Annotated in this window: 19 protein-coding genes; 6 read left to right on the top strand and 13 right to left on the bottom strand. The window is 59.0% G+C overall.

Going from position 1 to position 24,700, the window contains the following annotated elements; genetic code table 11:
• Positions 1-52: 52 nt before the first annotated feature.
• The 13 genes from addA to RBB47_RS05660 all read right to left on the bottom strand — a co-directional run bounded on the left by addA (position 53) and on the right by RBB47_RS05660 (position 18,944).
• A complete protein-coding gene (gene addA / locus RBB47_RS05600; RefSeq protein ID WP_305984767.1) occupies positions 53-3,565 on the bottom strand; it encodes a double-strand break repair helicase AddA in 3,513 nt (1,170 codons plus the stop codon).
• The gene (gene addB / locus RBB47_RS05605) at positions 3,562-6,702 is read right to left on the bottom strand and encodes a double-strand break repair protein AddB (RefSeq protein WP_305984768.1); all 3,141 of its coding nucleotides are present in this window, start codon (positions 6,700-6,702) and stop codon (positions 3,562-3,564) included. The genes addA and addB overlap by 4 nt, the downstream gene beginning before the upstream one ends.
• Positions 6,703-6,709: 7 nt before the next feature.
• Positions 6,710-7,444: a nucleotidyltransferase family protein gene (locus tag RBB47_RS05610; RefSeq protein WP_305984769.1), complete on the bottom strand. Its 735-nt coding sequence runs from the start codon at positions 7,442-7,444 to the stop codon at positions 6,710-6,712.
• A gap of 47 nt (positions 7,445-7,491) precedes the next feature.
• A complete protein-coding gene (tsaE, locus tag RBB47_RS05615; protein ID WP_371932743.1) occupies positions 7,492-9,015 on the bottom strand; it encodes a tRNA (adenosine(37)-N6)-threonylcarbamoyltransferase complex ATPase subunit type 1 TsaE in 1,524 nt (507 codons plus the stop codon).
• Positions 9,016-9,029: 14 nt separating this feature from the next.
• A complete protein-coding gene (locus RBB47_RS05620; protein WP_305984770.1) occupies positions 9,030-11,540 on the bottom strand; it encodes an ATP-binding protein in 2,511 nt (836 codons plus the stop codon).
• Positions 11,541-11,783: 243 nt separating this feature from the next.
• Positions 11,784-13,172, bottom strand: a complete 1,389-nt coding sequence (gene ahcY / locus RBB47_RS05625; protein ID WP_305984771.1) for an adenosylhomocysteinase — start codon at positions 13,170-13,172, stop codon at positions 11,784-11,786.
• A 206-nt stretch (positions 13,173-13,378) separates the two neighbouring features.
• On the bottom strand, positions 13,379-14,692 hold the full coding sequence (locus RBB47_RS05630; protein WP_305984772.1) for a cyclopropane-fatty-acyl-phospholipid synthase family protein: 1,314 nt from the start codon (positions 14,690-14,692) through the stop codon (positions 13,379-13,381).
• A 105-nt stretch (positions 14,693-14,797) separates the two neighbouring features.
• Complete coding sequence (locus RBB47_RS05635) at positions 14,798-15,082, bottom strand: HPr family phosphocarrier protein (RefSeq protein ID WP_305984773.1); 285 nt, start codon at positions 15,080-15,082, stop codon at positions 14,798-14,800.
• Between the two features lie 7 nt (positions 15,083-15,089).
• The gene (locus tag RBB47_RS05640; RefSeq protein ID WP_305984774.1) at positions 15,090-15,494 is read right to left on the bottom strand and encodes a PTS sugar transporter subunit IIA; all 405 of its coding nucleotides are present in this window, start codon (positions 15,492-15,494) and stop codon (positions 15,090-15,092) included.
• Between the two features lie 119 nt (positions 15,495-15,613).
• Positions 15,614-16,081: an HPr kinase/phosphorylase gene (locus RBB47_RS05645; protein WP_305984775.1), complete on the bottom strand. Its 468-nt coding sequence runs from the start codon at positions 16,079-16,081 to the stop codon at positions 15,614-15,616.
• Positions 16,078-17,895 carry a sensor histidine kinase gene (locus RBB47_RS05650; RefSeq protein ID WP_305984776.1) on the bottom strand — a complete coding sequence of 606 codons (1,818 nt, stop codon included), beginning with the start codon at positions 17,893-17,895 and terminating at the stop codon, positions 16,078-16,080. The genes RBB47_RS05645 and RBB47_RS05650 overlap by 4 nt, the downstream gene beginning before the upstream one ends.
• 24 nt (positions 17,896-17,919) lie before the next feature.
• The gene (locus RBB47_RS05655; protein WP_305984777.1) at positions 17,920-18,618 is read right to left on the bottom strand and encodes a response regulator transcription factor; all 699 of its coding nucleotides are present in this window, start codon (positions 18,616-18,618) and stop codon (positions 17,920-17,922) included.
• Positions 18,619-18,791: 173 nt separating this feature from the next.
• Complete coding sequence (locus RBB47_RS05660; protein WP_305984778.1) at positions 18,792-18,944, bottom strand: hypothetical protein; 153 nt, start codon at positions 18,942-18,944, stop codon at positions 18,792-18,794.
• A gap of 168 nt (positions 18,945-19,112) precedes the next feature.
• On the opposite strand from RBB47_RS05660, the gene RBB47_RS05665 reads away from it, so the two are divergent.
• From RBB47_RS05665 to RBB47_RS05690, 6 genes are all read left to right on the top strand, one after another.
• On the top strand, positions 19,113-20,723 hold the full coding sequence (locus RBB47_RS05665; protein ID WP_305984779.1) for a phosphoenolpyruvate carboxykinase: 1,611 nt from the start codon (positions 19,113-19,115) through the stop codon (positions 20,721-20,723).
• Between the two features lie 156 nt (positions 20,724-20,879).
• On the top strand, positions 20,880-21,215 hold the full coding sequence (locus tag RBB47_RS05670) for an XdhC family protein (RefSeq protein WP_305984781.1): 336 nt from the start codon (positions 20,880-20,882) through the stop codon (positions 21,213-21,215).
• Positions 21,216-21,228: 13 nt separating this feature from the next.
• Positions 21,229-21,858 (top strand): LysE family translocator, encoded by a 630-nt coding sequence (locus RBB47_RS05675; protein WP_305984782.1) that lies wholly within the window; start codon positions 21,229-21,231, stop codon positions 21,856-21,858.
• Between the two features lie 4 nt (positions 21,859-21,862).
• On the top strand, positions 21,863-22,558 hold the full coding sequence (locus RBB47_RS05680; protein WP_305984783.1) for an XdhC family protein: 696 nt from the start codon (positions 21,863-21,865) through the stop codon (positions 22,556-22,558).
• Entirely contained in the window at positions 22,555-24,171 is a 1,617-nt protein-coding gene (locus RBB47_RS05685; RefSeq protein ID WP_305984784.1) for a molybdopterin-binding/glycosyltransferase family 2 protein, read from the top strand. Before RBB47_RS05680 ends, RBB47_RS05685 begins: the two co-directional genes overlap by 4 nt.
• Positions 24,172-24,446: 275 nt before the next feature.
• On the top strand, positions 24,447-24,653 hold the full coding sequence (locus tag RBB47_RS05690) for a hypothetical protein (protein ID WP_305984785.1): 207 nt from the start codon (positions 24,447-24,449) through the stop codon (positions 24,651-24,653).
• Positions 24,654-24,700: the final 47 nt, after the last annotated feature.

Here is a 24,700-nt window from a genome sequence, read left to right on the forward strand (position 1 = left end):
CCCGATGTAAACGTGTCAGTTGGCCCGAACGTAGGTAGCGGCAGGCCCGTCGTCAAGCTGAACTGCCGTCAGGTTTCAGTGAAGCAAAGGTCTGCTCAAGAATATCGCCCGGAATCTCCATCAGAGCCGGCACCGCGGTCCACAGCAGGCAGGCGGCAACCTGACGATCAGGATAAATTTGCCGCAGCAATTCCCGGTAAACACAAAGCTGAGCCCGGTATTCAAGCGGGACTTCCGCGCTTGTTGCAGGCGGATTGACGTTGGTCTTGTAATCCACAATCAGAATGCGGTCATCTTCCACAAGAAGGCGGTCAATCTGTCCGGAAACTTCAATCTCCGTCCCGTCGCTCGCCCGAATCGTTCCCACCAGTGCGACTTCAGCCTGCGCGTTGCCGCTGAAGAGCGGCACGAAAGCTGCCGATTGCAAGATGGATCCGACCTCTTCCAGAAGGGTTTTCTTGTAGGACAGGAATTCTGGCTTCAGCGCGTGGTCGAGAAACCTCTCGGCAGCAGCAAGACGGTCCTCACCATGAAGGTCCGGCAACAGTTCCAGCAGCCTGTGAACCAGACGTCCACGCTCGAGCGGCCAGGAGGCCGGCTGCACGTTCGCCAGCAAACGGGATGTCACCGGAAGCGGGAGTGTTCCGTCCTTTTCCTCCATTTCCTCAAACACCTTCGAGGGCTGCAAGCGTTTCTTCTTCGGCAAGGGCGCAACCGTTTCGATCAGCCAATCCGGTAAATCTCCCTGGTTTTCATCCGGTTTTGTTTCTACCGCTGCACTGCCGGGAGTGATGCCGGCTCCCGGATGCTGGTCGCTCTTTTGCCAGCGCCAGCCAACGACGTCGCCGGTCTCGTCATGCAGTTCCCGTGCATCCGGTTTCAGCGCCCGCTCGACGAGCGAATACCAGCATTCCTCATGAGCACCGCGCTTGGGTTCCCAGCCGCAAACGATCAGTCGGTCCTCCGCGCGCGTCAACGCAACATAGAGCAGACGCCTATATTCTTCTGCCTGTGCATCACGCAAGTCTTCCACTGCGGCGTCATGCCAAGCCGTGCGCTCTGCCTTTGGCGGCAGCCAGACAAGCGCTGGCGGAAGAAGATCGTTTTCAAGGCGTTCGCGCGGAAGGAAGGACGGGTCGTGAATGGCACTGACCGGCGGCGCTCCCGGATCGACAAGGACAACTATCCTGGCTTCAAGACCCTTTGACCCATGGACGGTCATGATCCTGACCATGCCCTTGGTGTTCGTCAGCTCACGCTTGATTTCCGTCGGAGCGGCCGCCATCCAGGCCAGAAAGCCCTCAAGTCCCGGTGTCCCGGTTTGCTCATAGGCAATCGTCTGAGACAGAAATTCATCGAGAACATCGTCCACTTCAACTCCCAGCCGGGCCCGGAAAGCCTTGCGGCCACCGTCGGCTCCCAAGAGGCGGGCATAGAACTCGTAAGGGGGCACAAAGTCAGCCCGCGCCCGCCAGTCTTCAAGCCGCTCGCGCACAGCGCGCCAGCTTTCCGACATTTCAGATCGCTTGACCAGCATCTGCCAAAGCGTGCCCGGCCGCGCCTTGTCAGGCGTTTCCCGGGCTATGTCCAGAAGGGCTTCATCGCGGAGATTGAACAGAGGGCTCTTCAGGACGGCGGCCAGGGACAGGTCATCTTCCGGCAACAGCATGAACCGTCCGAGCGCTGCAAGATCCTTGACTGCAATATGGTCGGTGAGCACTAGCCGGTCGCTGCCGGCGGCCGGAATATCCAGCTCTTTCAGTTCGCGGTTGAGCGCGTCGACAAAGGGTCCCCGCTTGCGCACCAGGATCATCACGTCCCCCGGGTCGGCTTCGCCTTCCCGCATCCAGACGGCAATTTCTTCTGCTATCCTTCTGGCGACCTTCTGCATCGGGCTGGCTGATCCGACGTGATCGATCGGAAGGCGCCAGTCCTCCGGTTCCTCAACTTCCGCCTCCGCTTCCAGTGGCCACAAATCGACAATACCCGGGTCGCGCCGGATGGCTTCGTGTACCGGCGCGCTGACGTCTTGCGATAAGCCGCGATGCGCTGCCTCATCCTGAAAGACCCTGTCGACCGCCCCCAATACATCCGGGGTCGAGCGGAATGAAAGTTGCAGATTGACGGAATGAAATTCCTGTTCTGCCGCTTCCGCCTGTTTGGAAAAGGCGCGCCGCATGGCATCGAAATAGGCAGGCACCGCGCCCTGGAAGGAGTAAATCGACTGCTTCTCGTCTCCGACGGCAAAAAGCGTACGGACCCGCTCATGTGCGCCGGCTCCGACGAAAAATTCGGAGGCAAGCGATGTCACGACCTCCCACTGCCGCGGGCTCGTGTCCTGGGCCTCGTCAACGAGAATATGATCGAGGCCCTGATCGAGCTTGTACTGGACCCATTGGGCCGCATCGGATTTTTGAAGGAGCGTCGCCGTCTTAACGACAAGATCCTCGAAATCCAGAAACCCGCGCGCCGTCTTCGCGCGCTCATAGTGCCGGATCACCGCGTCGGCAAGCCGAAGCAGCGACGTGGTCCCTTCGTAGGTGACGATCTTCCGGCGCTCGTCCAAAAGCCCAAGCAACCGGCTTTGTTCAGCTGCGAGCGCCTCCGCGATGTCCGGGAAATCCGCCGCAAGTTTCTTGGTGGTGAGCGCCTTGCGCGGTTCCAGTTTCGACGTCAGAAAAATCGGCAGCCAGGCATTGCGGAAAATATCCGGATCTTCATGACGGATTGCCTCAACGAGTGCCTCGGCACGTGCCTGATCGGTCTTTGCGCCCGTCTTCAAGGCTTCTGAATAACTCAGGCAAATTGCCGGATCGAGCGGGCACTCTGCCCGGAAACGCTGATCGAATGCAGTCAGACGGTCATCTGGATCGACCTCCAACAGGCCAGCCAGCTCAATGAGAGCATCATGCAGGCCACCGGCGTCCACGGTCCACCGGCGGAAGGCGTCACGGTTCTGGATTAGCTCCTCAAGCGCCTTTTGCGCCCCGCCATCGCTCATCAGATCGATGACGGAGGCAAGCGCACTGCCGAGCGGACTGTCCGGCTCAACCTCAGCCTTGTGCAAGACGCTGCCTCGTGCTTCGGCCATGAGTTCACCTGCAACGCGATCATCGAGCACGGCAAAGTGTCCGGCGACATTCGCCTCCAGCGGAAACTGATGCAGCAGCGCCTCGCAGAAGCCGTGGATGGTCTGGATCTTAAGACCGCCCGGCGTTTCCAGAGCCCGCGCGAAAAGGCGCCTTGCCATCGCAAGCCGTGCCGCATCCGGCCTGCGCCCCTCGATTTCCTGGAGTTCGGCAGCCAGCTTCTCGTCAGCCATCGTCACCCAGGTGCCAAGGATCTGGAAGACGCGCGTTGCCATTTCGGCGGCAGCCGCCTTGGTGAAGGTGAGCGCCAGAACGCGGCCCGGGTCGGTGCCGTCGAGCAAAAGGCGGACGACCCGCCGCGACAAGACGAAGGTCTTGCCAGACCCTGCGTTGGCACTCACCCAGGCCGACGCTTTCGGGCGCGATGCCAGATCCTGACGTTTCCTGGTGAGTTCGGGAATCTGCAGCCCGCTCATGCCGGGTCCTCGCTTCCAAGCGCCCATTCCTGTGCCCGCGCGAGATGATCATAATCGCCGTCCATCGCCCGGCCGCGCAGAACCCGGGCGCGCGACAGATACCCGGTGTCCTGGCTGGCATAGTGGGCAATGAGCTGCTCGAGCCGCCGCCAGGCATCCTCGATCAGATCTTCAAGCGGGGTTTCTTTCGGATTGCGGGGAACGGGAACAGCATCTCCTTTCAAGTGCAGATACAGCAACTCTGTGACCGGCCGGTCCGATCGAACGTCCTTGAAGCCTTTGCGGGCAATCATCGCCGCTTCGAGCGGCAATTGCGGCGACAACAGCGCGTCTACCTGCTTTTGGGACGGGACCTGACCGGTCTTGTAGTCAATCACCGAAAGGCCGCCGTCCTTCAGGACATCAATGCGGTCGGCCCTGCCGCGCAGCCGGAAGTCGAGGCCAGGCAGTTTGAGATCGACGCCGCCGCCGATTTCCAGGAAACGGTTTTCAATCTCCTTCGAACGCTTTTCTTCAAACGCGACAAATCCCGCCGCGACCTTCTGAAAGCGGGGCCACCAAAGAGCCCGGATCGCAGGAAACGCATCAAGCGGTTCGAACAGCTCTTCGCCAATTTCAATCAGGGCCTCTTGCGCCGTATCATCAAAGGGACCGGTCCAGGCTGCCAGAAAACGGGCGAGCGCATCGTGAATGAGGTTCCCCTTGTCGGCAGCGCCCGGCTCGCCGCCAATCGGATCAACGGGCTGAAGTTCCAGTACATGGCGCGCATATATGGCGTAAGGATCGCGGATCAGCCGCTCGATTTCCGTGATCGACAAGGAGGCCGGACGCGCCATCAGAGGTGGCCGCGGGCTGGGTCTTGGAGCGGGCGTTACCGGACCGGACGGGCGGTCGAGGAGACTGGCCAGACTTCCATAAACCGTCCCCCGCTGCTCCATTTCGCGCGTCACGTCCGGACCAGCCAGTGTCGTCAGTCTCTGCAGCCACCTGGAAGCAACAGTGGGTGCTCCGTCGGTGCGCGCAGCACGCGACAACAGAACACGGCTTGCCCCCATGCCTTGCGCGAAATCATGCGCTGCCGCGCCCAGCCGGCGCTCCGGAGGTTCTAGCCCGATGTCGCGTTTCATGGGCCGGTTCAGCCACGGGTCGTTTCGGGTCCTTTGCGGCCAAATGCCTTCATTGAGCCCGCCCAACACCGCGAAGTCGAAAGTTTGAAGCCGCGCTTCCATAGGGCCGAGGATCTGGACCCTGGGATCGCCCGGCAACCGCCGGCGCACGGCCTGCCCCGCCATCAGCGCGGGAAGAACAGAGGGCCATTCGCCCGGGGGGATTTCCAATCCGCTTGTATCGGCTTCAAGGAGGCCTGCAAAAAACTGTGCCAGCGCGTCGCCCGCCTCAGCCGCATAGAGTTCGTCATAAGACGCGGCATCGTCTGTCGCCACGGCCTGCATGACCGCGACTTGCCGCCGCGCCAACTCGGTCACCGAAACTCCATCTGCCGTCTCGGAAAGGTCTTCCAGAGGGGCAAGCGCCACACTGAGCCTCTCGACGAGATTGGCGATGACATCCCAGTCCGCCTCGTGAACCTTTTTCCAACGCGGTGTGTGTGCCTTGCCGGCTTCACGCCGGCTGGCCTCAACCGCTGCCATCAGGCCGGCCGTTCCGGGCCTCGCGCGTGGTCCGCGCACAACGCCCCGTTCCAGCGCGCGGGCGGCGGACCGTATGTCCTTGAAAGGCAGGCCGAGCCGGGCAAGCGGATGCTTCAGCAGTGCCAGCAGATCAATCGGGTCGCAGCCGTGCAGGGCCAGTTTCGCCGTAAGTAATGTCAGGACGGCAGGCGCCGTCTGGTCGAGCGGACGGCCTGCGCTGTCATCCACCTGGATGTTCCAGCGCAACAGTTCGGCAGCAACGCGCCGGGTCAGCATCCTGTCCGGGGAAATCAGCGCCGCGGTTTCACCGCGATTGATGGTCTCGCGCAATGCAATTGCGACGCTCAAGGCTTCATCGGCTTCGTTGCGCGCTACGAGGACCGACACATTCTGGAGCGCGCCTTCATGCTCTTCAGATGGGGTTTTCGAAAGATATGCCGTCCAGCCGTCGGATGTATCTGCAGGCCTCAGAGCTTCGGATACCAGCTTTTCCCGTGCCAGATTGTTCCAGACCGGCTCCTTGCCAAGGCGCTGAACGTCCGTACGCGACGCACCGAGACGATCAAGAAGTTGTTTCAGGGAGTATTGCGGATGCGAGGGAAGTGTGGAATTGCCTTTAGCGGTCTTTGCGTGGGTTTTTGAGTCGAACCCCGGCCCCCGTTGCCCGAGTGACATCCAGGACCTGTCGTCGAGGTGGTGGTCAAGCCCCGGCAGGACAATCACACCTCGGTCCAACTCACTCACAACTTTCAAAAGCGCTGCAGTTGCGGGAACCGAGCCCGTGACACCCGCCACGATAACCGGGCCGCGCGGGACGGTTTGAGCGAGCCGCTGCGCTTCCCTGCGGATCAGGGCGGACCGGCGCGCCTTGGGATCCATCTGACCCCGTTCAGCAAGATGGGCTGGCCATGCCTCTTGCACGATCTTCAGAAAATCCAGCGTGATCTGCCAGTAGCGCGCAAAGTCTTCCGGAACCAGCGAGGTCAGCTCCGTCCAGTCCGCTTCCTCGGTTTCAATCTCATCCATCAGGCCCAGCAGGTCGGCCGCAAGCCAGGTCGCATCGGCGGTAGAAGCCGGAACCCCCAGAGGTTCATCGGAGCGGAGGCTCAGGGCCTCGCGTCGCAAGGACCCTTTCCAGGCCTTGACGAGCCGCGTCATGGCCAGATGACGCTCAAGCAACGGCATTGCCGGCGGCAAGGGTTCCAGATCAGATTGAGCCGCGAGGCTCTGAATGTCTTCGTCCGCGTCGCCGACCGGCCTGATTGCCGGCAGAAGAACAGGCGTTCCGCCAAATTTTTCCTGAAATACCTGCGGAAGCAGGCGGGCAGACCGGCGCGTCGGCAGATAGAGCGTTACGGAGGGCAAGAGGTGTGGATCGTCCAGCGGCCGGAAGCCCGGCACGAGGGTCCCTTCAACAAGTGCATCAACAAGCGTTTCAAGAAAGGGAACGGACGGCGGTATGGAAAAGAGGCGCGTGCGTTCTTTCATCTTCTGCTTATGCTGCACTTTCGCGAACCGCATATTCTGCAGCTCGGATCGCGTCCGGCGTGCCGATATGCAGCCACACCCCTTCCATCTGAACTCCGAAGAGCCTGCCGTTCTCGATCGCCTTGTCAAACAGGATATTCATGGAAAACGGGCCGTCCGGCGCACCTTCAAAGAAGCGCGGATGCAGGATAGCTGCGCCTGCGTAGGCGAATGGCGTGACACCTTTTTCCAGTCGTCGCGTCAGGCTGCCATCGCGTGCCATCTCGAAGTCACCCCGACCGGAATAACCGACCGACTTCACGGTTTCGGCAACCAGAAGCAGCGCATCCATGCGGGTTTCGTCCCATGCGTCGATCATATGCTCCAGGTTCGGCTTGACGCCTTCGATCCAGTAGCAAGTGTCGGCGTTCAACTGGAAAAACGGTTCGTCACCCAAAAGGGGCAGCGCTTTCTTGATGCCGCCACCGGTTTCAAGCAACTGGTCACGTTCGTCCGAAATGAGGATTTCCATATCCGTGCGGCGGCGTGCATGGACTTCAACGAGATCGGCCAGGTAGTGCACATTGACAACGCAGGTGCTGACGCCGGCTGCAGACAGGCGGTCCATTCCATGGTCAATCAGCGCCTGACCGTTGACCTCGATCAGAGGCTTGGGTGTCGTTGCAGTCAAAGGGCGCATGCGCTTACCGAGGCCGGCAGCCAAGATCATTGCTTTTGAAGGGCGAAACCGCGTGTCATTCATGCTGTCACTCAAATGATTGCGCCCGGTGCGGCTGGTTTAGAGCCCTGTCACCGGAAACGTGCATACCAGTCTTTCAAATCCGACATTCCCTGCCTGTCAAGCACACGGTCGAGATAGCCTAGCATACGGGGCAAATGGTTCAAATAAGCCGGCTTAGCATCCCGTCGCGCAAGCCTGACGAAGATCCCCAGGATCTTCGAAACGCGTTGCGCGGCCATGACCGCGTAGGCTTTTTCAAACCTGATTACGTCAAATTCCGACAACTGCTTCTGTCTCAGAGAGACATAAGCATCGTAAAGCCCGGATTCCAGTTCAACGCTGATCTCGGTGCGTGCGTCGAGCAGAAGGGACGCAACGTCATAGGCAACCGGGCCGATGACGGTGTCCTGCAAGTCGATCAGCCCGATCCGGTCCGTTCCGGCCGCCCCTTCCTGCCACAACAGATTGGGGGAATGGAAGTCGCGCAGAACCCACCCTCTTTGCGCGTCCGAAATCTCCTCAAGGTATCGCCGCCAGAGCGTTTCGAACTCCGACCGCAGTGCGGCATCGACACTTTCCCCAGAGACTTCCGGCACATACCAGTCCAGAAAAAGCGAGGCTTCTGCAATCAGCGCTTCGTTGGAATAAGGGGGCACGCGGTAGTGCCCGCCTTGTTTTAGCGAAACTATCTCCGGCCAGCTCTCTCCATGCAGCTTTGCCAGGACTTCAACCGCGGCGTGATACCGTTCGGGGACCGGCTGACTATCAACCACGACGGTGTCGTTTCCGAGGTCTTCGGACAGCACCAATCCTTTTTCGAGGTCTGCGGCAAGGGTTTCCGGCGCCCTGATCCCTCGGCTTCGCAGCTCCGATCCGATCGCAAGGACTGAACGGCAATCCTCGGCGAGATGAACCCGGGCCATATAGGCCCGGACGTCGTCCGAGACGGCGCCTTCGCGAAATGGCCAGCGCATCAAGACTGACGATCCGGACTTCGTTTCAACGCTTTCGAACGTACGCAGCGAAGCGTCGCCGGCAAGAAAACGCCTCTCGGCAGACCCGAACCCGGCACCGACAAGGAAATCACGAACTTCACGTGTCTGACGGACACGATCTTCCCAGGCCGGGCTTTCCGAATGAAAATCGAACCGCCGTTTGCCCAACTCCTCAAAGGGTTGCGTAATCTGGATCCAAAGCGCGTCAGCAGGCAGCAGTTCTTCCGCGTTTTCGGGCCATTCGATCAGGACGGCACCTGTTTCCATAAGGTCCTGCAGGCCAAGTTCCTCAAGCTCTTCCGGTTCTTCAAGACGATAGAGATCGAAATGCGCCAGATCGAAACGGGAAAACTCGTAGGGCTGAACCAGCGTGAACGTTGGACTTGGAACTTCCAGCTCCAGATCGTCGGCAAAGGTGCGGATCAATGCGCGGGCAAACGTGGATTTTCCTGCGCCGAGATCTCCTGAAAGGCAGATCACATCACCGCGCTTGACGATCATGGCGATGTCGTCGGCAAGCTGGCGGGTTTCCGCTTCGGCGGAGATTTCCAGTGTCAGAAAAGACGCAGGGAACTGCCGCAGCCGGTGATCTGCCATGGGCGGTCCTGTCGTTATTCGGCGGCAACCTGATCCGACCGTTCGGGACGGGCCGGGAAAACGCAGGTAACCGTCGTGCCCTTGCCTTCCGCAGAGTCGATGTCGACCGTGCCGCCGTGAAGCTCTACAAAGCTCTTAACGATGGCAAGCCCCAGACCTGCACCCTGCCGCCGGCTCCCGGTGTCGTGACCGACAAACCGGTTGAACACCTGGGTCAGTATTTCGGCAGGAATACCGTAGCCGTGATCCTGCACGACAAAGGTGACCTTGTCGCTGTCGCGTTTGCAACTGACGTCGACAACACCGTTTTCTTCCGAGTAACGGACGGCATTGGCGATGAGATTGAAGAGGACCTGACGGAGCCGCTTTTCGTCGGCAACCATGACACCGATATCTTCCGGCACGTGCGTCCTGAGATTGATCTCGGCTTCGGCAATCCTGTCCTTAAGGCCTTCGACAGCCTGCGAGACCGTTGTCGCCACATCGACCTCGCCAAGATCCAGCTCCATGATACCGGCATCGAGCGTCGCCAGATCGAGAATGTCGTTGATGATGGCAAGCAACGCCGATGAGGAGGACTGGATGTATTCGGCGTATTCGCCCTGCTTGTCGGAAAGCTCGCCGAATTTCGGATCGGCAAGCAACTGCGCGAACCCGATGATGTTGGTCAAAGGCGAGCGCAATTCATAGGAGACGTGCTGGATGAAGGCGTTCTTGATCTGGTCAGCCTGCTGCAGCGCCTCGTTTTTCTCAAGCAGCGCGCGCTCAACATTCACACTGTCCGTGACATCGACGAAGGTGACAAGTGTTCCGCCGTCCGGCAGGGGAACGGTGGCATAGTCGACGACATCGCCATTGTGGCGCTCAAGACGGCTGACCTTGTGCGTGCGATTGTCGAGCAACCCGGTGACATTGCCTGCGAGCTGTTCCCATGCGGATTTTTCGGTTTCGCTGAGCGTGCAGGCGGACACGACCTCATTCACATGCGGCAACTCGGAGAGCTGCTCCTCCTCAAGCTTCCAGATCCGGCCAAAGGCCGGATTCCAGAGGCGCAGGCGGCCGTCGGACCCGAACACGGCCACGGCTTCCGAGAGGTTGTCCAGCGTTTCGCCCTGAACGCGCGCCAGCGCGTTGTACCGGCTTTCCAGATCGAGCCGCTCGGTGAAGTTTTCGTAGATGTAAGTGACACCGCCCTGGGGATGCGGGTTGGCAATCACGCGCAGGGTTCGGCCATCAGGCAGGTGCCACCAGCTTTCGCGCGCTTCCAGGGACTGATAGCTCTCCAGCATCTTGTTGCGCCAGACGCGGTAATCCGCCTGTTCAGGCAGCTTTCTCGTGGCGCGCAGCGCATCCAGGACGGCACCGTCTTCCGGTCGGCTTTCGAGAAAAGCGTCGTCCAGATCCCAGAGCTGGCGAAAAGCGGCATTGTGGAACTGCAGCTTGCGGTCGCTGCCATAAATCGCAACCGCTGCAGCGAGCTGGTCAAGCGTGCGTCCGTGAAATTCCTCCGCACGGCCGAGTTCCTTTTTCGCCTTTTCAAGGTCACTGATGTCAACGGCAATGCCGGCACCGCCGACACTCGCGTTGACATCAGTGACTTCAAAGACCCTGCGATCGCCGGAGGCAACGATCGGGATGCGGGCGCTGAAGCAACCGTCCTCGGTACGCTGGACGGCCATTGCCGTGCGGGCAGCCGCGTCCAGGAAGGTCGCACCAGCTTCGACAGCACGTTTGGCGTCCGTCATCTCCACGGCCTCGGCATAGGCGGCATTGGCCCAGGTGAGTTTGCCTTCTGCGTCGCGCTGCCAGGCAGGCGCCGGCATGGCGTCCAAAAGAGCGTGCAGCATGTGAAGCTCGCCGGAGATCTTTGCATTGCGCGCTGCGAGTTCGGCCTGCATCTGCCGTTCACCCGTCAGGTCCCGCAAGCGCAAAACGACGGCACCGCCGGTGGTGCGTCCGAGCGCTTCCACATAAGTGTCCGATCTGGTCTTGAGCGTCGCCGTAAACGCTTCTCCGGTGCGGAACAGCATGTCCAGATGCCGCTCCAGATCGTTCGCGCATTTTGCCGTCAACCAGCTGCCGAAGGCGAGAAGCTGTGCAGGCGGGCGCGGTACACCGGATTTTTCAGGCAAAATTCCCCAAATCTGGGGCACGGCTCCGTTGCCGGTCCAAACGATCACCCGCTGCTCATCCGTGTTGAGCATGGCCTCGAGCCGGTCGACCCGGAACTTCAGATCGCTCTTTTCCTTCTCAAGGGATGACGTGATCTGAGCGGATTGCTTGCGGTGCCGCATTAGAGAGACAGCTGCCGTTACGGCGAAGGCGCACATGCCGCCGACAGCTCCTACAAGGATCATGGCACCCGGGCTGATAGCGGCGGTCGTATCGGCGAGAACGTTCGCAGCGGCCGGTGCCGTCAAGAGCCCGTAAGCCGGCAACGCGATGCTGCCGAACTTCGCCGTACTCAGACTCCGATCTCGCCACGTCGCGCTCAATAGCGCGCCGTCCTTGCCGCCTTTCGGCATACTATGATCCCCTTACGCCGCCTTTCCCGCTTTGCGGGAGAAGCCCCCGGTTATTGGGAGCAAATCAAAGACATCCGCCTCCTGGCCTCTGATTCGTTTAAACCATAACCTTTTTGAGAATCACGCAGAAGAGTCCGTAACCGAAAAGTTAACAGAACCCTTCAAATTGAAGGGTTCTGCATTTTTTTGTTCACATGGTCGAATCGTGACGGTCACCACATATAGTGGTGCGATTCCCGCAAATCAGTATTTGTAGTGCTCTGACTTGAACGGACCGGCCTTATTAATCCCCAGATAACTGGATTGATCATCAGACAATTCGGTTAACGTGACACCCAGTTTTTCAAGGTGAAGGCGGGCGACTTTTTCGTCGAGATGCTTCGGCAGAACGTAGACTTCGTTCTTGTAGTGGTCACCCTTGGTGAAGAGTTCGATCTGAGCCAGAACCTGGTTGGTGAAGCTCGCCGACATCACGAAACTCGGGTGACCGGTCGCATTGCCAAGGTTGACCAGGCGGCCCTGAGACAGAAGGATCATCCGCTTGCCGTCAGGAAACTCGACCATGTCGACCTGGTCCTTGACGGGACGCCATTTGAAGTTTTTCAGCGCGGCAACCTGGATCTCGTTGTCGAAGTGACCGATGTTGCAGACGATCGCCATGTCTTTCATGCCGCGCATGTGGTCAAGGGTGATGATGTCCTTGTTGCCGGTCGCGGTCACATAGATGTCGCCTTCCGGCAGCGCCTGTTCGATGGTCTTGACTTCAAAGCCGTCCATGGAGGCCTGCAGCGCACAAATCGGATCGATCTCGGTGACGATCACCCGGGCACCGGACCCGGCCAGCGACTGAGCGGAGCCCTTGCCGACGTCGCCGTAGCCGCAGACGACGGCGACCTTGCCGGACATCATTACGTCGGTGCCGCGGCGGATACCGTCCACGAGAGACTCGCGGCAGCCGTAACGGTTGTCGAATTTGGATTTAGTGACGCTGTCATTGACGTTGATCGCAGGGAACGGCAGCTGGCCATTCTTCTGCATTTCATAAAGACGCAGAACGCCGGTGGTTGTCTCTTCGGAGACGCCCTGGATCAGGTCGCGCTGCTTCGTGAACCAGCCCGGATGCGATGCCATGCGCTTTTTGATCTGGGCGAAGAGGCATTCTTCTTCTTCGGACTGCGGGTTTTCGATCAGGCCGGTCTCACCGGCCTCGACACGGGCACCGAGAAGAATGTAGAGCGTTGCGTCGCCGCCATCGTCCAGGATCATGTTCGCGCCATCGGCGAAATCGAAGATCTTGTCGGCGTAGTCCCAATACTCTTCCAGGGTTTCACCCTTGACGGCAAAAACCGGAATGCCGGCTGCGGCGATCGCGGCTGCGGCCTGGTCCTGGGTGGAGAAAATGTTGCAGGACGCCCAACGAACTTCAGCACCAAGCGCGACGAGGGTTTCGATCAAAACGGCCGTCTGGATGGTCATGTGAAGGGATCCGGCAATGCGCGCGCCCTTCAGTGGCTGAGCGTCGCCGAATTCCTCGCGGCAGGCCATCAGGCCCGGCATTTCGTGTTCGGCAATCTCGATCTCGGTACGGCCCCAGTTTGCGAGGCTGATGTCTTTGACGATGTAGTCAGTCATGAAAATGTCCTGCTGTTGGTTCCAGCTTTCCGCCGGCCTTGTGAAAGCAACTGCTCTTGGGCCTCTCAATCGGCCCTGAACTAACCGCAGCTGCCAGCCGGTTTCCGGGTCATGCCGGAAGCCGTTGGGTGGGGTTATAGCGCTCACAGGTGCTTCTCGCAATAAAGATATAAAGAATTCTTTATATGATTTTTCCAGAGCCCGGATCAGGGCCGGTAAAGATCTTCTCTGGACGGCGGCAGACCGGACGGCCCCTTGGTGCGGCGCGAGGCGACTGTCTGGAAAATGCCGATCGAGCCGCGCTCGAATCCAAGGGAAACGCCGCACAGATAGGCCAGCCAAAGCCGGTACTTCTGTTCACCGATGTCGGCGATGGCAGCCTCCTTGACGGCCATCAGGTTTTCCGCCCAGAGCCTTGTCGTGCGCGCATAGTGCTCCCGCCAGGCCTCGACATCGTGAACTTCAAAGCCGTGCGATTCCAGATTGGTCAGTGTCCAGCCGATATGGTCGACTTCTCCGCCCGGAAAGATGTAACGGACCAGAGCCTGATACTCGGGCTTCTTTTCGCGAAATTTGGCAAGGTCTTTCTTGCCGCGCCGGGTGATCGCGTGATGCAGATAAATGCCGCGCGGCTTGAGCAGCCTGTGCACGCTTTGAAAGTAATTGTCGTAATTGTCGAGCCCGACCGCCTCGAACATGCCGATCGAGGAAATCTTGTCGAACTTCTCGCCCTTCATGTCCCGGTAGTCGATCAGTTCAACACTGACCTTGTCTTCCAGGCCGCGTTCCGCGATTTTTTCCCGCGCCAGCTTGAGCTGTTCTTCGGCAAGCGTCACTCCGACGGCTGTCGCCCCGTAGTGTTCAGCAGCATGGCAGATCAGAGCGCCCCAACCGCAACCGATGTCGAGCATCCGGTCTCCCGGCTTCAGCCTCAACTTCCGGCATATCATGTCCAGCTTGTCCTTCTGGGCCGTCGCCAGATCGTTGGACCAATCGCGGAAATAGGCGCAGGTATAAACCATCTCGGGATCGAGGAAGAGCTTATAAAAATCGTTCGAGACATCATAGTGAAAGGCAATGTCGTCCTTGCGGCTACCCGATCCACGATCGGCGTCCTTGCCCGCATCCAGCCCCTCTTCCTGATCGCTCGGCGTGCTGCCCGTTCCTCCCAGAAGCAGTGGGAAGGCGTTCTTCAATAGAAGGGTCTTGTTCAGACGTTTGCGCAATTCCCGGCTCTTGATCTTCGGCCTTCGTTCGGCGAAATCGAAAATCGTGCCGCCGCGCGGATCGATCTCTCCCGTTGAATAAAGGTCGATCACGGTCTTGATGCGAGGACTGCGGAGCAGTCGTGTCAGAGCTGTCGATGCGATCGCTATCCGCAGATCTTCGGCATCGGCACTTTCGGGAATTCGTGAGCCATCCCACAATTCAAAACCGAATTGCAGATCGAGTGCCTCGTGAAGGTGCGAGAGAACGGATCGCGCTGCAGAAATTGTCCGCTCACCGGAAGGGCTTGCCATATCTTTCCTCAAAAATCCTGCTGAGCTCTACCCGCAACCGGAAGCAAGGGGCAGGACGATGCGCGGACAGATGTCGCCGCGGACCGCCGATCCTCAGACCGGGCATCAATCTGTCTCGCCAAACCCGTTTTCAACCAGTTCTGAAATCGCATCGAGCGCAGCTTCAGCCTCAAGGCCGCTCACGCTAACGTTTATGCAGCAACCGGGACTGGCGGCCAGCATCATCAGCCCCATGATCGACGTACCGCCAACCGTCTGACCATCCTTGGAAACCAGAACATCGGCTTCGAAGGTTTCGACAAGCTTGACCAGTTTGGCGGAGGCACGCGCATGAAGCCCGCGCTGATTGACGATTGTCAGATCTTTTTCAATCGAATTTTGTGTTGTCATTTCGCGTTTAGTTCTGTCCCGACAACACCTGACTTGCAACTGAAATATATTTCTGACCGGCCTGGCGGGCCTCATCGACGGCGTCTTCCAATTGACGATCCGCCCGGACGCTGGCGAGCTTGATCAGCATCGGCAAGTTGACACCGGCGACAACCTCGACGGATTTGCCGTCCATGACGGATATCGCCAGGTTTGACGGCGTTCCGCCGAACATGTCCGTCAGCAGGACAACGCCGTTACCCGAATTGGCAGCTTCAACGGCGGACAGAATGTCCTGCCGGCGCTGTTCCATATCGTCATCCGGACCAATGGAAATGGTTTCGATCTGCTCTTGAGGACCGACAACATGCTCCAGAGCCGCCTTGAATTCTTCAGCGAGGCGTCCGTGCGTAACAAGTACAAGTCCGATCATTCAGTCTTCAGCCTGACTATCGTTTGCTTATGGCTCTGATGGTGAGCCGGGCGTCTATCAGTCTGATGCACTCTCTTCAACCGCTTGACCAGTTGCAAGCAAAAAACGCGGTTCCAGCCTTAAATGTAATCCGGTGTACCCGGAAAGAGCGAGCGCAAGCCCCAGCGAACCAGCCTCAAACTCACACCCGGACTGTTTGCCGGGCAAATCAGCGCAGGTACAGGCACGCCTTCAAGCGATTTCTGCGCAACGGCGCTTTCCGGAAGGCGTTCCATGGTGTCGGCGGGCACCAGATCAACAAGAAGATGAACTTTTGCAGCGGGCATGACACCCGCGTCGACCAGCCCGGCGCCACGGATTTCCATCTTTCCTCTGATCGTATCGGGAGCGCGGGCGATGACCTGTTCGTTTCCCGCGGTCAGAAAGACGCGATCGTCGGCCACAAGTACACCCAGGTTGCCTTTGGTTCCGGCGGCGTCGATCAATGTATCGGTCAGTTCAGACTTTCCGCTTCCAGGCACTCCCCGGATCAGGATTCCGAAGGCTCCAACGACGAGGCAGTTGGCGTGAACGGCTTCGCCCGTCACTTGGCAGATCCTGCAGGCAGGTAGATCGTGAAGCGGGCCCCGACGATCCTGGCCTCGCCATCAGCCGTCTGTTCCTTGCGGTTGGTTGCGGAGATCGTGCCGCCATGAGCCTCGATGATCTGCCGGGAAATGGACAGGCCAAGACCGGAGTTGTTCCCGAAGCCCTCGCCATCCGGGCGGTCGGTGTAGAAGCGCTCAAAGATACGATCGGTGTTTTCCGCGCGAATGCCGGGCCCGTCGTCATCCACCAGGATCCGGATCCTCCTGCCCTCACGGGCAAGATCAATCCTCACGGTTCCGTCAGACGGTGAAAAGGACCGGGCATTGTCGAGGAGATTGCTGATGACCTGCCCGAGCCGGATATCGTGCCCCTGCACCTGATAAGGTTTCGGTCCCGGCGCGTCCGCGACGGTCAGCTTTATGTTGGCCTCTTCGGCGCCCGTGTGCTGGTTTGCGGCATCGGCCATGTTTCGCAGAAGCTCGGCCAGATCGATCATCTCGGACTGGATGCGCGCGAGTTCGGCATCAAGTCGGGACGCATCGGAAATGTCACTGATCAAGCGGTCAAGGCGCCGGATGTCGTGCTGGATCACTTCCATCAGGCGGTCTTGGGAGGCCTTGGTTTTTGCCAGTGGAAGGGTTTCAACGGCACTTCTGAGCGAGGTCAGCGGGTTCTTGAGTTCGTGTGCCACATCGGCCGCGAATTTCTCGATTGCGTCGATCTTGTTGTAAAGCGCATTCGTCATTTCCCGGAAAGACCGGGCAAGGTGGCCGATCTCGTCTTGCCGGTCCGAGAAATCCGGTATTTCCTCGCGTGTATTGGTGCCCCGCCGCACCCGATCAGCCGCGGCCGCCAATCGTCTCACCGGACCTGCGATCGTGCCTGCAAGCAGGATCGACAACAAGATGGTCACCGTGGCAGCAAACAGAAACACGCGGATAATCGCAATCCGCTCTGCCCTGACGATCGCATCAATGTCGCCACCCTGGGTCGACAGCAGCAACGCGCCAAGCACCGCTCTGAAACGCTGGATCGGGACCGAAACCGACACGATAAGTTCGCCGCGCGGGGAAATCCTGGTCACGCTGGCCGGAGACCCTGCAAGTGCGGCTTCCACTTCCGGGTAGGCCCTCCCGTCACCGCCGCCGACTTCCTGGTATAACGGCAGGTCTCCTTGGCGGAGCCAGCGCCTTGTCCATTGCCAGGCCGAATCCCAGAACCCGGTTTCCTGTGCGGTTGGCGGCGGAAGATCGAAGCGGACAATCTGGGCACTCGAATACAAGTGCCTGGAATCCAGGATCAGAATGCCTTCCGGATCGTAGATGCGTGCACGAGTTTTCGTTGGCGAAATCAGCCGGCGAAGCACCGGGCCCACGCGTTCGGGATTGATCGGAAAATCGAGACTGTCGAGATCGTCAACCGTCGGCGTGATGCTCTCGCCTGCCTGCAACTCCAGCAGCCGTTCCGGGTCGACCGTTATGGTTCCCGTGTCGACCGTTGCAGATGCCGCAATCGCGCCGGCAATGATTTCGCCCTGTGTCAGAAGGCTGCGTACTCTTGCGTCAATCAGACCGGCGCGGAACTGGTTCAGGTAAAGAATGCCGATCACAAGCGCAAGAAGACCGACAAGGTTGATCGCGATGATGCGCCGGGTCAGCGAAGAAAGAACGTAGGTGCCGAAAATGCGGCCGAGCTGATTGAGCAGCCGGCGCCGGATGCGCTTGTTGCCGAGACGGCGCAGCCGGGAGCGATCCGAGCCGTTGGCAGGATCGGAGTCGGCAATGCTTTCAGCGCTCTCGCTCTCAACTGCCATCTACACACTATCTCAATGGCCGCTTCAGACTTCCCGGAAGCGATACCCCACACCATAGAGTGTTTCGATCATGTCGAAGTCGTCGTCAACAACCTTGAACTTTTTCCGCAGACGTTTGATGTGGCTGTCGATGGTCCGGTCGTCAACATAGACCTGATCGTCATAGGCAGCGTCCATCAGTGCATTCCGGCTTTTGACGACGCCGGGCCGTTGCGCAAGTGCGGACAGAATCAGGAATTCGGTCACGGTCAGAGTGACCGGCTTGTTGTTCCAGGTGCAGGTGTGACGCTCCTGGTCCATGACGAGCTGTCCGCGCTCCAGAAGCTTGTCGGCGTCCTCACGCGGTGCGCTCGCATCCTTGGGCTGCGCCCGCCGCAGAACGGCCCGGACGCGCTCGACCAGAAGACGCTGGGAAAACGGTTTGCGGATGAAATCGTCGGCGCCCATTTTCAGGCCGAACAACTCATCGATCTCATCGTCCTTCGACGTCAGGAAGATCACCGGAAGGTCCGAGTTCTGGCGCAGCCGGCGCAGCAACTCCATGCCGTCCATTCGCGGCATCTTGATATCGAAAATCGCCAGTTGGGGAGGATCGCTCTGCAGACCTTCCAGCGCGGACGTGCCGTCCGTGTAGGTCTGTACGCGGTACCCTTCCGTTTCCAAAGCAATTGAAACCGAAGTCAAAATGTTGCGGTCGTCGTCGACCAGAGCAATTGTCGGCATTCTTTATTTGTCCATTTCCGGCAGCGCAGCAATAGTGCGCATCGGTATTACTGTATCACAGAGCCTTTGGCCTGCTAAATGCGCATAAATTAAGGCAAACCCTACTTTACAGGGCCAATGCACCCCAAAGAAAGGCTGACAGGTTGCATTGATGGGTTTGCTGCAATCGAATTTCAAGTGCCCGCACCAACTACCCTGTCGGATCCCGGTAAGGCTTGTTCAGATTTCAACAGGATGCGCGACTTCAGCGCGATTTTTTTCGTTTCATCCGACAATGCGAACAATTCGAAGGTTTCGTTTTTTTCTTCGCCAGCCAAATTAATCATCGTCCGGTCCACTTGGTATTTTAATCGATTAAACAAAGACATAGTACCTTTGGTAGTCTTGCTGCCCCCTGGTCAATCCACTAGGTTCGCAGCCCTCACAGCCGGACCTTGACACCTTCGATCAGGCTCCGGCGGCGGCTAAGTTCCCATCACGAGGACTGCGGGAAAATGCAAGAAACAGGTGTCCGGAACCCTTCCAACGGTAGCGAAACCTTCGGCTTCAAGGGCCTGAAGGCGCTGTATTGGAACCAGAACGAGCCTGCGCTTTACGAATATTCCCTTTCCCGTGGCGAAACGCGGCTGGCAGCGGGCGGTGCCCTGGTTGCCGATACCGGCATTCACACCGGACGCTCTCCGAAAGACAAGGTTGTCGTCCTTGACGACGACACTGCAAATTCGGTCTGGTGGGACAACAACGCTCAGATTTCGAAAGCCCAGTTCGACGTTCTGATGGCGGATTTCCTTGAACACGCCGAAGGCATGGAACTTTTTGCGCAGGATCTCTACGGCGGTGCCGACGAAACCCACCGGCTGCCGGTGCGCGTCTATACCGAATACGCCTGGCACTCGCTGTTTATCCGCAACCTGCTGCTGCGTCCCGAAGTGAGCGAGCTGGCAGATCTCGTTCCGGAAATGACGATCGTGGACCTGCCAAGCTTCAAGGCGGACCCCAAGCGGCATGGAAGCCGCACGGAGACAGTCATTGCCTGCGACCTCACCCGCAAGATTGTGCTGATCGGCGGAACTTCTTACGCGGGCGAGATGAAAAAGTCCGTCTTCACCATGCTGAACCATCTCCTGCCGGCCAAGGGTGTGATGTCCATGCACTGCTCCGCCAATGTCGGAGACGACGGTGACACGGCGGTCTTCTTCGGTTTGTCAGGGACAGGCAAGACGACGCTGTCCGCTGACCCCGAGCGCACCCTGATCGGAGATGACGAACACGGCTGGAGCGAAAGCGGCGTCTTCAACTTCGAGGGCGGCTGCTATGCAAAGACCATTAAACTGTCCGAGGAAGCCGAGCCGGAGATCTATTCAACGACCCAGCGTTTCGGCACAGTGCTTGAGAACGTTGTTCTGGACGAGCAGCGGGTTCCTGACTTCGACGACGGTTCCAAGACCGAAAACACCCGCGCTGCCTACCCCATCCATTTCATTTCCAACGCAAGCGCGACCGGCCGCGCACCGATGCCGAAAACCATCATCATGTTGACGGCGGATGCGTTCGGAGTGATGCCACCCATTGCCCGGCTGACACCGGCGCAGGCCATGTACCATTTCCTGTCTGGCTACACGGCGAAGGTCGCGGGAACGGAAAAGGGTGTTACAGAGCCCCAGGCGACGTTCTCGACCTGCTTCGGCGCTCCGTTTCTGCCGCGCCATCCCTCCGTCTACGGCAATCTTTTGAAGGAATTGATCGCGAAGCATAGTGTGGATTGCTGGCTGGTGAACACCGGCTGGACGGGCGGAGCCTACGGAACCGGCCACCGCATGCCGATCAAGGCGACACGCACGCTTCTTCAGGCAGCGCTTTCCGGTGATTTGAATTCAGCCGAATTCCGCACGGATCCGAATTTCGGTTTCGAGGTCCCCGTCACGGTCCCTGGCGTCGATACCAGGATCCTCACGCCTCGTGAAACCTGGACTGACAAGGATGCTTATGACCTTCAGGCGTCAAAACTCGTCCAGATGTTCGTCGACAATTTCGGGACCTTTGAAGCCCATGTCGACGGCGCCGTGCTGAGTGCCGCCCCCTCCTTGCGCACGGCAGCGGAATAATCTCGCAGTATCAAACGCTTTGACTTTTTGAACGGCACCTGGGTTTCAGGTGCCGTTTTCGTTTCATTTATGCGTCCATACCCAAGTACAGGTTTTATCTCTCCCGGAAACTTCTATATTTCAGAGTAGGAACAGACTTTCTACCCGGGGCGGACAATGACGGCGACTGAAATCCAACAAGTGGCAGACGTACTCCATACTGCGGAGACCTGGAGCAAATCCGGGCGGCAGGTTGCCTTAGCGACCGTAATAGAAACCTGGGGCTCCGCTCCCCGCCCGGTGGGATCGCATCTTGTCATCGATGCGGACGGCAATTTCGAAGGGTCGGTCTCCGGCGGCTGCGTTGAAGGCGCGGTCGTTACCGAGGCCGTCGATGTCATTGAAACGGGGCAACCGACGACACTTGAATTTGGTGTTGCCGACGAAACCGCGTGGCGCGTCGGCCTTTCATGTGGCGGTCGCATTCGCGTTTATGTCGAACCCGTCAGCTGATTGAGTCACCAAAGTGCCTACCACCGAAACGTTTCTCGCTTTTCTCGCAGCAACCGCCCTTTTTGCCTACATGCCCGGTCCAGCCGTGCTTTACACCGCAGCTCAAACGCTTTCGCGCGGACGCCGCGCGGGCTTCATGGCGGCCGCCGGCATTCATTTGGGATGCTATGTGCACGTATTTGCCGCCGCCTTTGGACTGTCCGCGATTTTCACTGTGGTCCCGACCCTCTATTTCGCCCTGAAACTGGCCGGAGGCGCCTATCTGGTCTTTCTGGGTGTTCAGATGATCCGTACCCGCGTCACCGCGGGACCGCTTCCGGATTTGCCGCAAAAGTCGGCGCGCAGGGCTTTTGCCGACAGCATCCTTGTTGAGGTTCTCAACCCGAAAGCGGCGATCTTTTTCATCGCCTTCCTGCCGCAATTCGTCAGCCCTGAGGCAAGCCTTCCAATCTGGGTACAGTTCCTGATCCTTGGAACAATCGTCAATTTCGCTTTCGCATCCGCTGATATTGCGACTGTTTTCTTCGCTTCAGAGGTCAAAAAGCGTCTCGTCAGAACGTCCAGATTCCAGGAATTCACGCGCTGGATCGGCGGCACGCTCCTGGTAGGCCTCGGCCTCAAACTGGCTACCGACCGGACTTGAAACCATGGATTTTTCGCTTCTTGAACTGCTGAACAGGGAACGGGCCGCCCGCCGCGCAGCCATTCTCGTAACCCGGCTTGATGACAGCAGCCAGCGGCTTGTGCGCAAGGAAGACGGATATGCGTCCGATCCACTGGCAGAAGAACTCGAGAAGCGGTTCCGGTCGGGGAAATCGGGAACCATCGAAACCGAAGAGGGCAATGTCTTTCTGACCGTCTCGGTTCCGGCGCCCCGCCTGGTCATCATCGGTGCTGTTCATATCACCCAGGCGCTGGTCCCAATGGCGGAAATCGCAGGCCTCGACGTGACCGTGATCGACCCGCGCACTGCATTCGCGACTGAAGACCGTTTTCCGAGTAGTTCCCTGAAAGCCGACTGGCCGGAAGAGGTTTTGAACGAAACGCCTCTGGATGCCTACACGGCCGTTGCCGCCGTTACCCATGATCCGAAGATCGACGATTTTCCGCTTATCGAAGCCCTCAAGACCGGCTGCTTCTATGTTGGTGCCCTTGGGAGCCGCAAGACGCACGCAAAACGTCTGGAGCGCTTTGAGGCCGCCGGTGTCGACCCGGCACTGTTCGATCGGATAGATGCGCCAATCGGTCTCGATATCGGAGCTGCCTCGCCGGAAGAAATCGCCGTTGCGGTGCTTGGGTCCATCATTACGGCGCTGCGCAAGGCGCCGGAGCTCAGTCCATGAAATTCGGCCCCGTTTCGCCGGAAGACGCCGTCGGCTGCATCCTTGCACATAAGACCAAGGCGGCGGGCCGGTCCCTGAAGAAGGGACACGTGCTCAGCGATCAGGATTGCCGAGACCTTTCAGAGCAGGGTGAGACAAGCGTCGTTGTTGCACGCTTCGAGGCAGGCGACATCGGCGAAGACGCTGCCGCGGAACGGCTGGGCATGGCGGCCAAGGGTGGCGGTGTCAGTCAAGACACGGCGTTCACGGGCCGAATGAACCTTTATGCCGACAAGCCAGGTCTGTTGATCGTCGATACTGATGCGGTGAACGCCGCCAACCGGATTGACCCCGCGATCACCTTTGCCACGCTTCCAAACCACAGCCAGGTGAACGGCGACCGCATGATCGCAACAGCCAAGATCATTTCGTTCGCAGTTCAGGACGACTTGCTGAAAAAAGCGGAAGCAGCTGTCCGCGGCGCGGTTCGCATTGCCGAGTTCCAGCCAAGAAAGGTGGGTCTCGTTGCCACGGAACTGCCGCACCTGAAACAGGTCACCATGGACAAGACCCGCAGGGTCCTTGAAGACCGTTTGCGCCCGAGCAACAGCATCGTTCTTGAAGAAAAACGCGTTCCTCACGACGAGGCAGCCGTCGCCGGCGCCATGAAGAGCCTTTTGGCCGAAGGGGCCGATTTCCTGGTCCTTATCGGAGCGTCTGCTGTTGTCGACAGAAACGACGTTCTGCCTGCAGCCATTGATCTGGCCGGCGGCACCGTTGCGCATCTTGGAATGCCGGTCGATCCGGGAAATCTGCTCATGCTCGCCGAACTTGGAGGCCACCCGGTCCTCGGTGCCCCCGGGTGCGCCAGAAGTCCGAAGGAAAACGGCTTTGACTGGGTGCTTAACCGTCTGCTTGCGGATGTAAAAACGGAGCCTGCGGACATAACGTCGATGGGTGTTGGAGGCCTCCTGATGGAAATCGGCACGCGGCCACAGCCAAGGGAAATCAAACGGCATACGCAATCGCCCAAAATTGCCGCGATCATCCTGGGAGCCGGGCGATCGACACGCATGGGCGGTCCCAACAAGCTGCTCGCACAGTTGGATGGAAAGTCGCTGGTGCGTCACGTCGGCGAAGCCGCAATGTCGGCGGGACTGGCGCAAACCGTGCTCGTGACCGGGCATCTTGCCGAGGATGTCGGCGCACAAGTGGGCGACCTCGACATTCTCACGGTGCACAATCCCGACTTTGCGGACGGCATGGCAGGTTCCATCCGCACCGGCATGAAAGCTCTCGCCGCCGACACGGAAGCTGTGCTCATTCTTCTTGGTGACATGCCACGCATTCAGGCCGAGGACCTTTTCAAGCTGATTGCGGCCTACCGAGAAAACGACAACAACCTGATCGTGACGGCAACTTCAGACGGGAAGCGAGGCAATCCCGTTCTGTGGGACCGGCGGTTTTTCGAGGCTTTGTCGTCGCTAAGTGGCGACATCGGCGCCCGCCACGTCATTGCGGAAAATCCGGGTTTTGTCGCAGAGGTGGAGATCGGTCCGGCTGCCCGCCTCGACCTCGACACCCCGCAAGCGCTGCACGACGCAGGCGGCTCCCTGCCCGGGACGAAGACGTGACCAAAACGCTCCTCGTTTGAGCCGTGGTGCTGGTGAATTTACGTTAACCTGCTATGCGCTGGATGCAGGCCGGAAATGTCAGGTAATCTATTGCATTTTTGTGACACGCCGCTTATTTAAATCCTGCGCTTGCCGAAGGGCATCCAATTTGGGTTGGACGACGTATGACGTCCCGAGCGCTGATAAAATCCGATTTACATCGAAAGCTGTTCGGATCCTCCCCCTCCCGAGGATGCTCGAGCGCTTTTGTTGCTTGAACGAGAAGGAAGAAAAGAATGGCTGACTTGTCTCTCCCGCGTCCGGGCTGCTGCAAATGGGCAGAAGGCGATGCCGGGAACTACACTTTTCCGTGCAACACGCGTGTTGAACAGGGCGAATCCTATTGCGAAGCGCACCGCGCGATCGTCTATATTCCGCCGGAAGAGCGCCGCCGCAACCGTTCAGGTGGTGGCATGAGCCTGACCTTCCGTCGCGCTGCCTAATCAATAAAGCTGCTTACGATAAAAGCAGAACAGTCGTGGAGAACTCC

Source organism: Roseibium sp. MMSF_3544, from assembly GCF_030732845.1.
GTDB lineage: Bacteria > Pseudomonadota > Alphaproteobacteria > Rhizobiales > Stappiaceae > Roseibium.

Excerpts from the sequence above, each read along its gene's own strand:
- RBB47_RS05650 (WP_305984776.1), bottom strand. The coding sequence starts at position 17,895 with ATGGCAGTTGAGAGCGAGAGCGCTGAAAGCATTGCCGACTCCGATCCT.
- RBB47_RS05610 (WP_305984769.1), bottom strand. The coding sequence starts at position 7,444 with ATGAATGACACGCGGTTTCGCCCTTCAAAAGCAATGATCTTGGCTGCC.
- RBB47_RS05635 (WP_305984773.1), bottom strand. The coding sequence starts at position 15,082 with ATGACAACACAAAATTCGATTGAAAAAGATCTGACAATCGTCAATCAG.
- addA (WP_305984767.1), bottom strand. The coding sequence starts at position 3,565 with ATGAGCGGGCTGCAGATTCCCGAACTCACCAGGAAACGTCAGGATCTG.
- RBB47_RS05640 (WP_305984774.1), bottom strand. The coding sequence starts at position 15,494 with ATGATCGGACTTGTACTTGTTACGCACGGACGCCTCGCTGAAGAATTC.
- RBB47_RS05660 (WP_305984778.1), bottom strand. The coding sequence starts at position 18,944 with ATGATTAATTTGGCTGGCGAAGAAAAAAACGAAACCTTCGAATTGTTC.
- RBB47_RS05630 (WP_305984772.1), bottom strand. The coding sequence starts at position 14,692 with ATGGCAAGCCCTTCCGGTGAGCGGACAATTTCTGCAGCGCGATCCGTT.
- RBB47_RS05680 (WP_305984783.1), top strand. The coding sequence starts at position 21,863 with ATGGATTTTTCGCTTCTTGAACTGCTGAACAGGGAACGGGCCGCCCGC.
- addB (WP_305984768.1), bottom strand. The coding sequence starts at position 6,702 with ATGAAAGAACGCACGCGCCTCTTTTCCATACCGCCGTCCGTTCCCTTT.
- RBB47_RS05690 (WP_305984785.1), top strand. The coding sequence starts at position 24,447 with ATGGCTGACTTGTCTCTCCCGCGTCCGGGCTGCTGCAAATGGGCAGAA.
- RBB47_RS05655 (WP_305984777.1), bottom strand. The coding sequence starts at position 18,618 with ATGCCGACAATTGCTCTGGTCGACGACGACCGCAACATTTTGACTTCG.
- RBB47_RS05620 (WP_305984770.1), bottom strand. The coding sequence starts at position 11,540 with ATGCCGAAAGGCGGCAAGGACGGCGCGCTATTGAGCGCGACGTGGCGA.
- ahcY (WP_305984771.1), bottom strand. The coding sequence starts at position 13,172 with ATGACTGACTACATCGTCAAAGACATCAGCCTCGCAAACTGGGGCCGT.
- tsaE (WP_371932743.1), bottom strand. The coding sequence starts at position 9,015 with ATGGCAGATCACCGGCTGCGGCAGTTCCCTGCGTCTTTTCTGACACTG.
- RBB47_RS05670 (WP_305984781.1), top strand. The coding sequence starts at position 20,880 with ATGACGGCGACTGAAATCCAACAAGTGGCAGACGTACTCCATACTGCG.
- RBB47_RS05685 (WP_305984784.1), top strand. The coding sequence starts at position 22,555 with ATGAAATTCGGCCCCGTTTCGCCGGAAGACGCCGTCGGCTGCATCCTT.
- RBB47_RS05665 (WP_305984779.1), top strand. The coding sequence starts at position 19,113 with ATGCAAGAAACAGGTGTCCGGAACCCTTCCAACGGTAGCGAAACCTTC.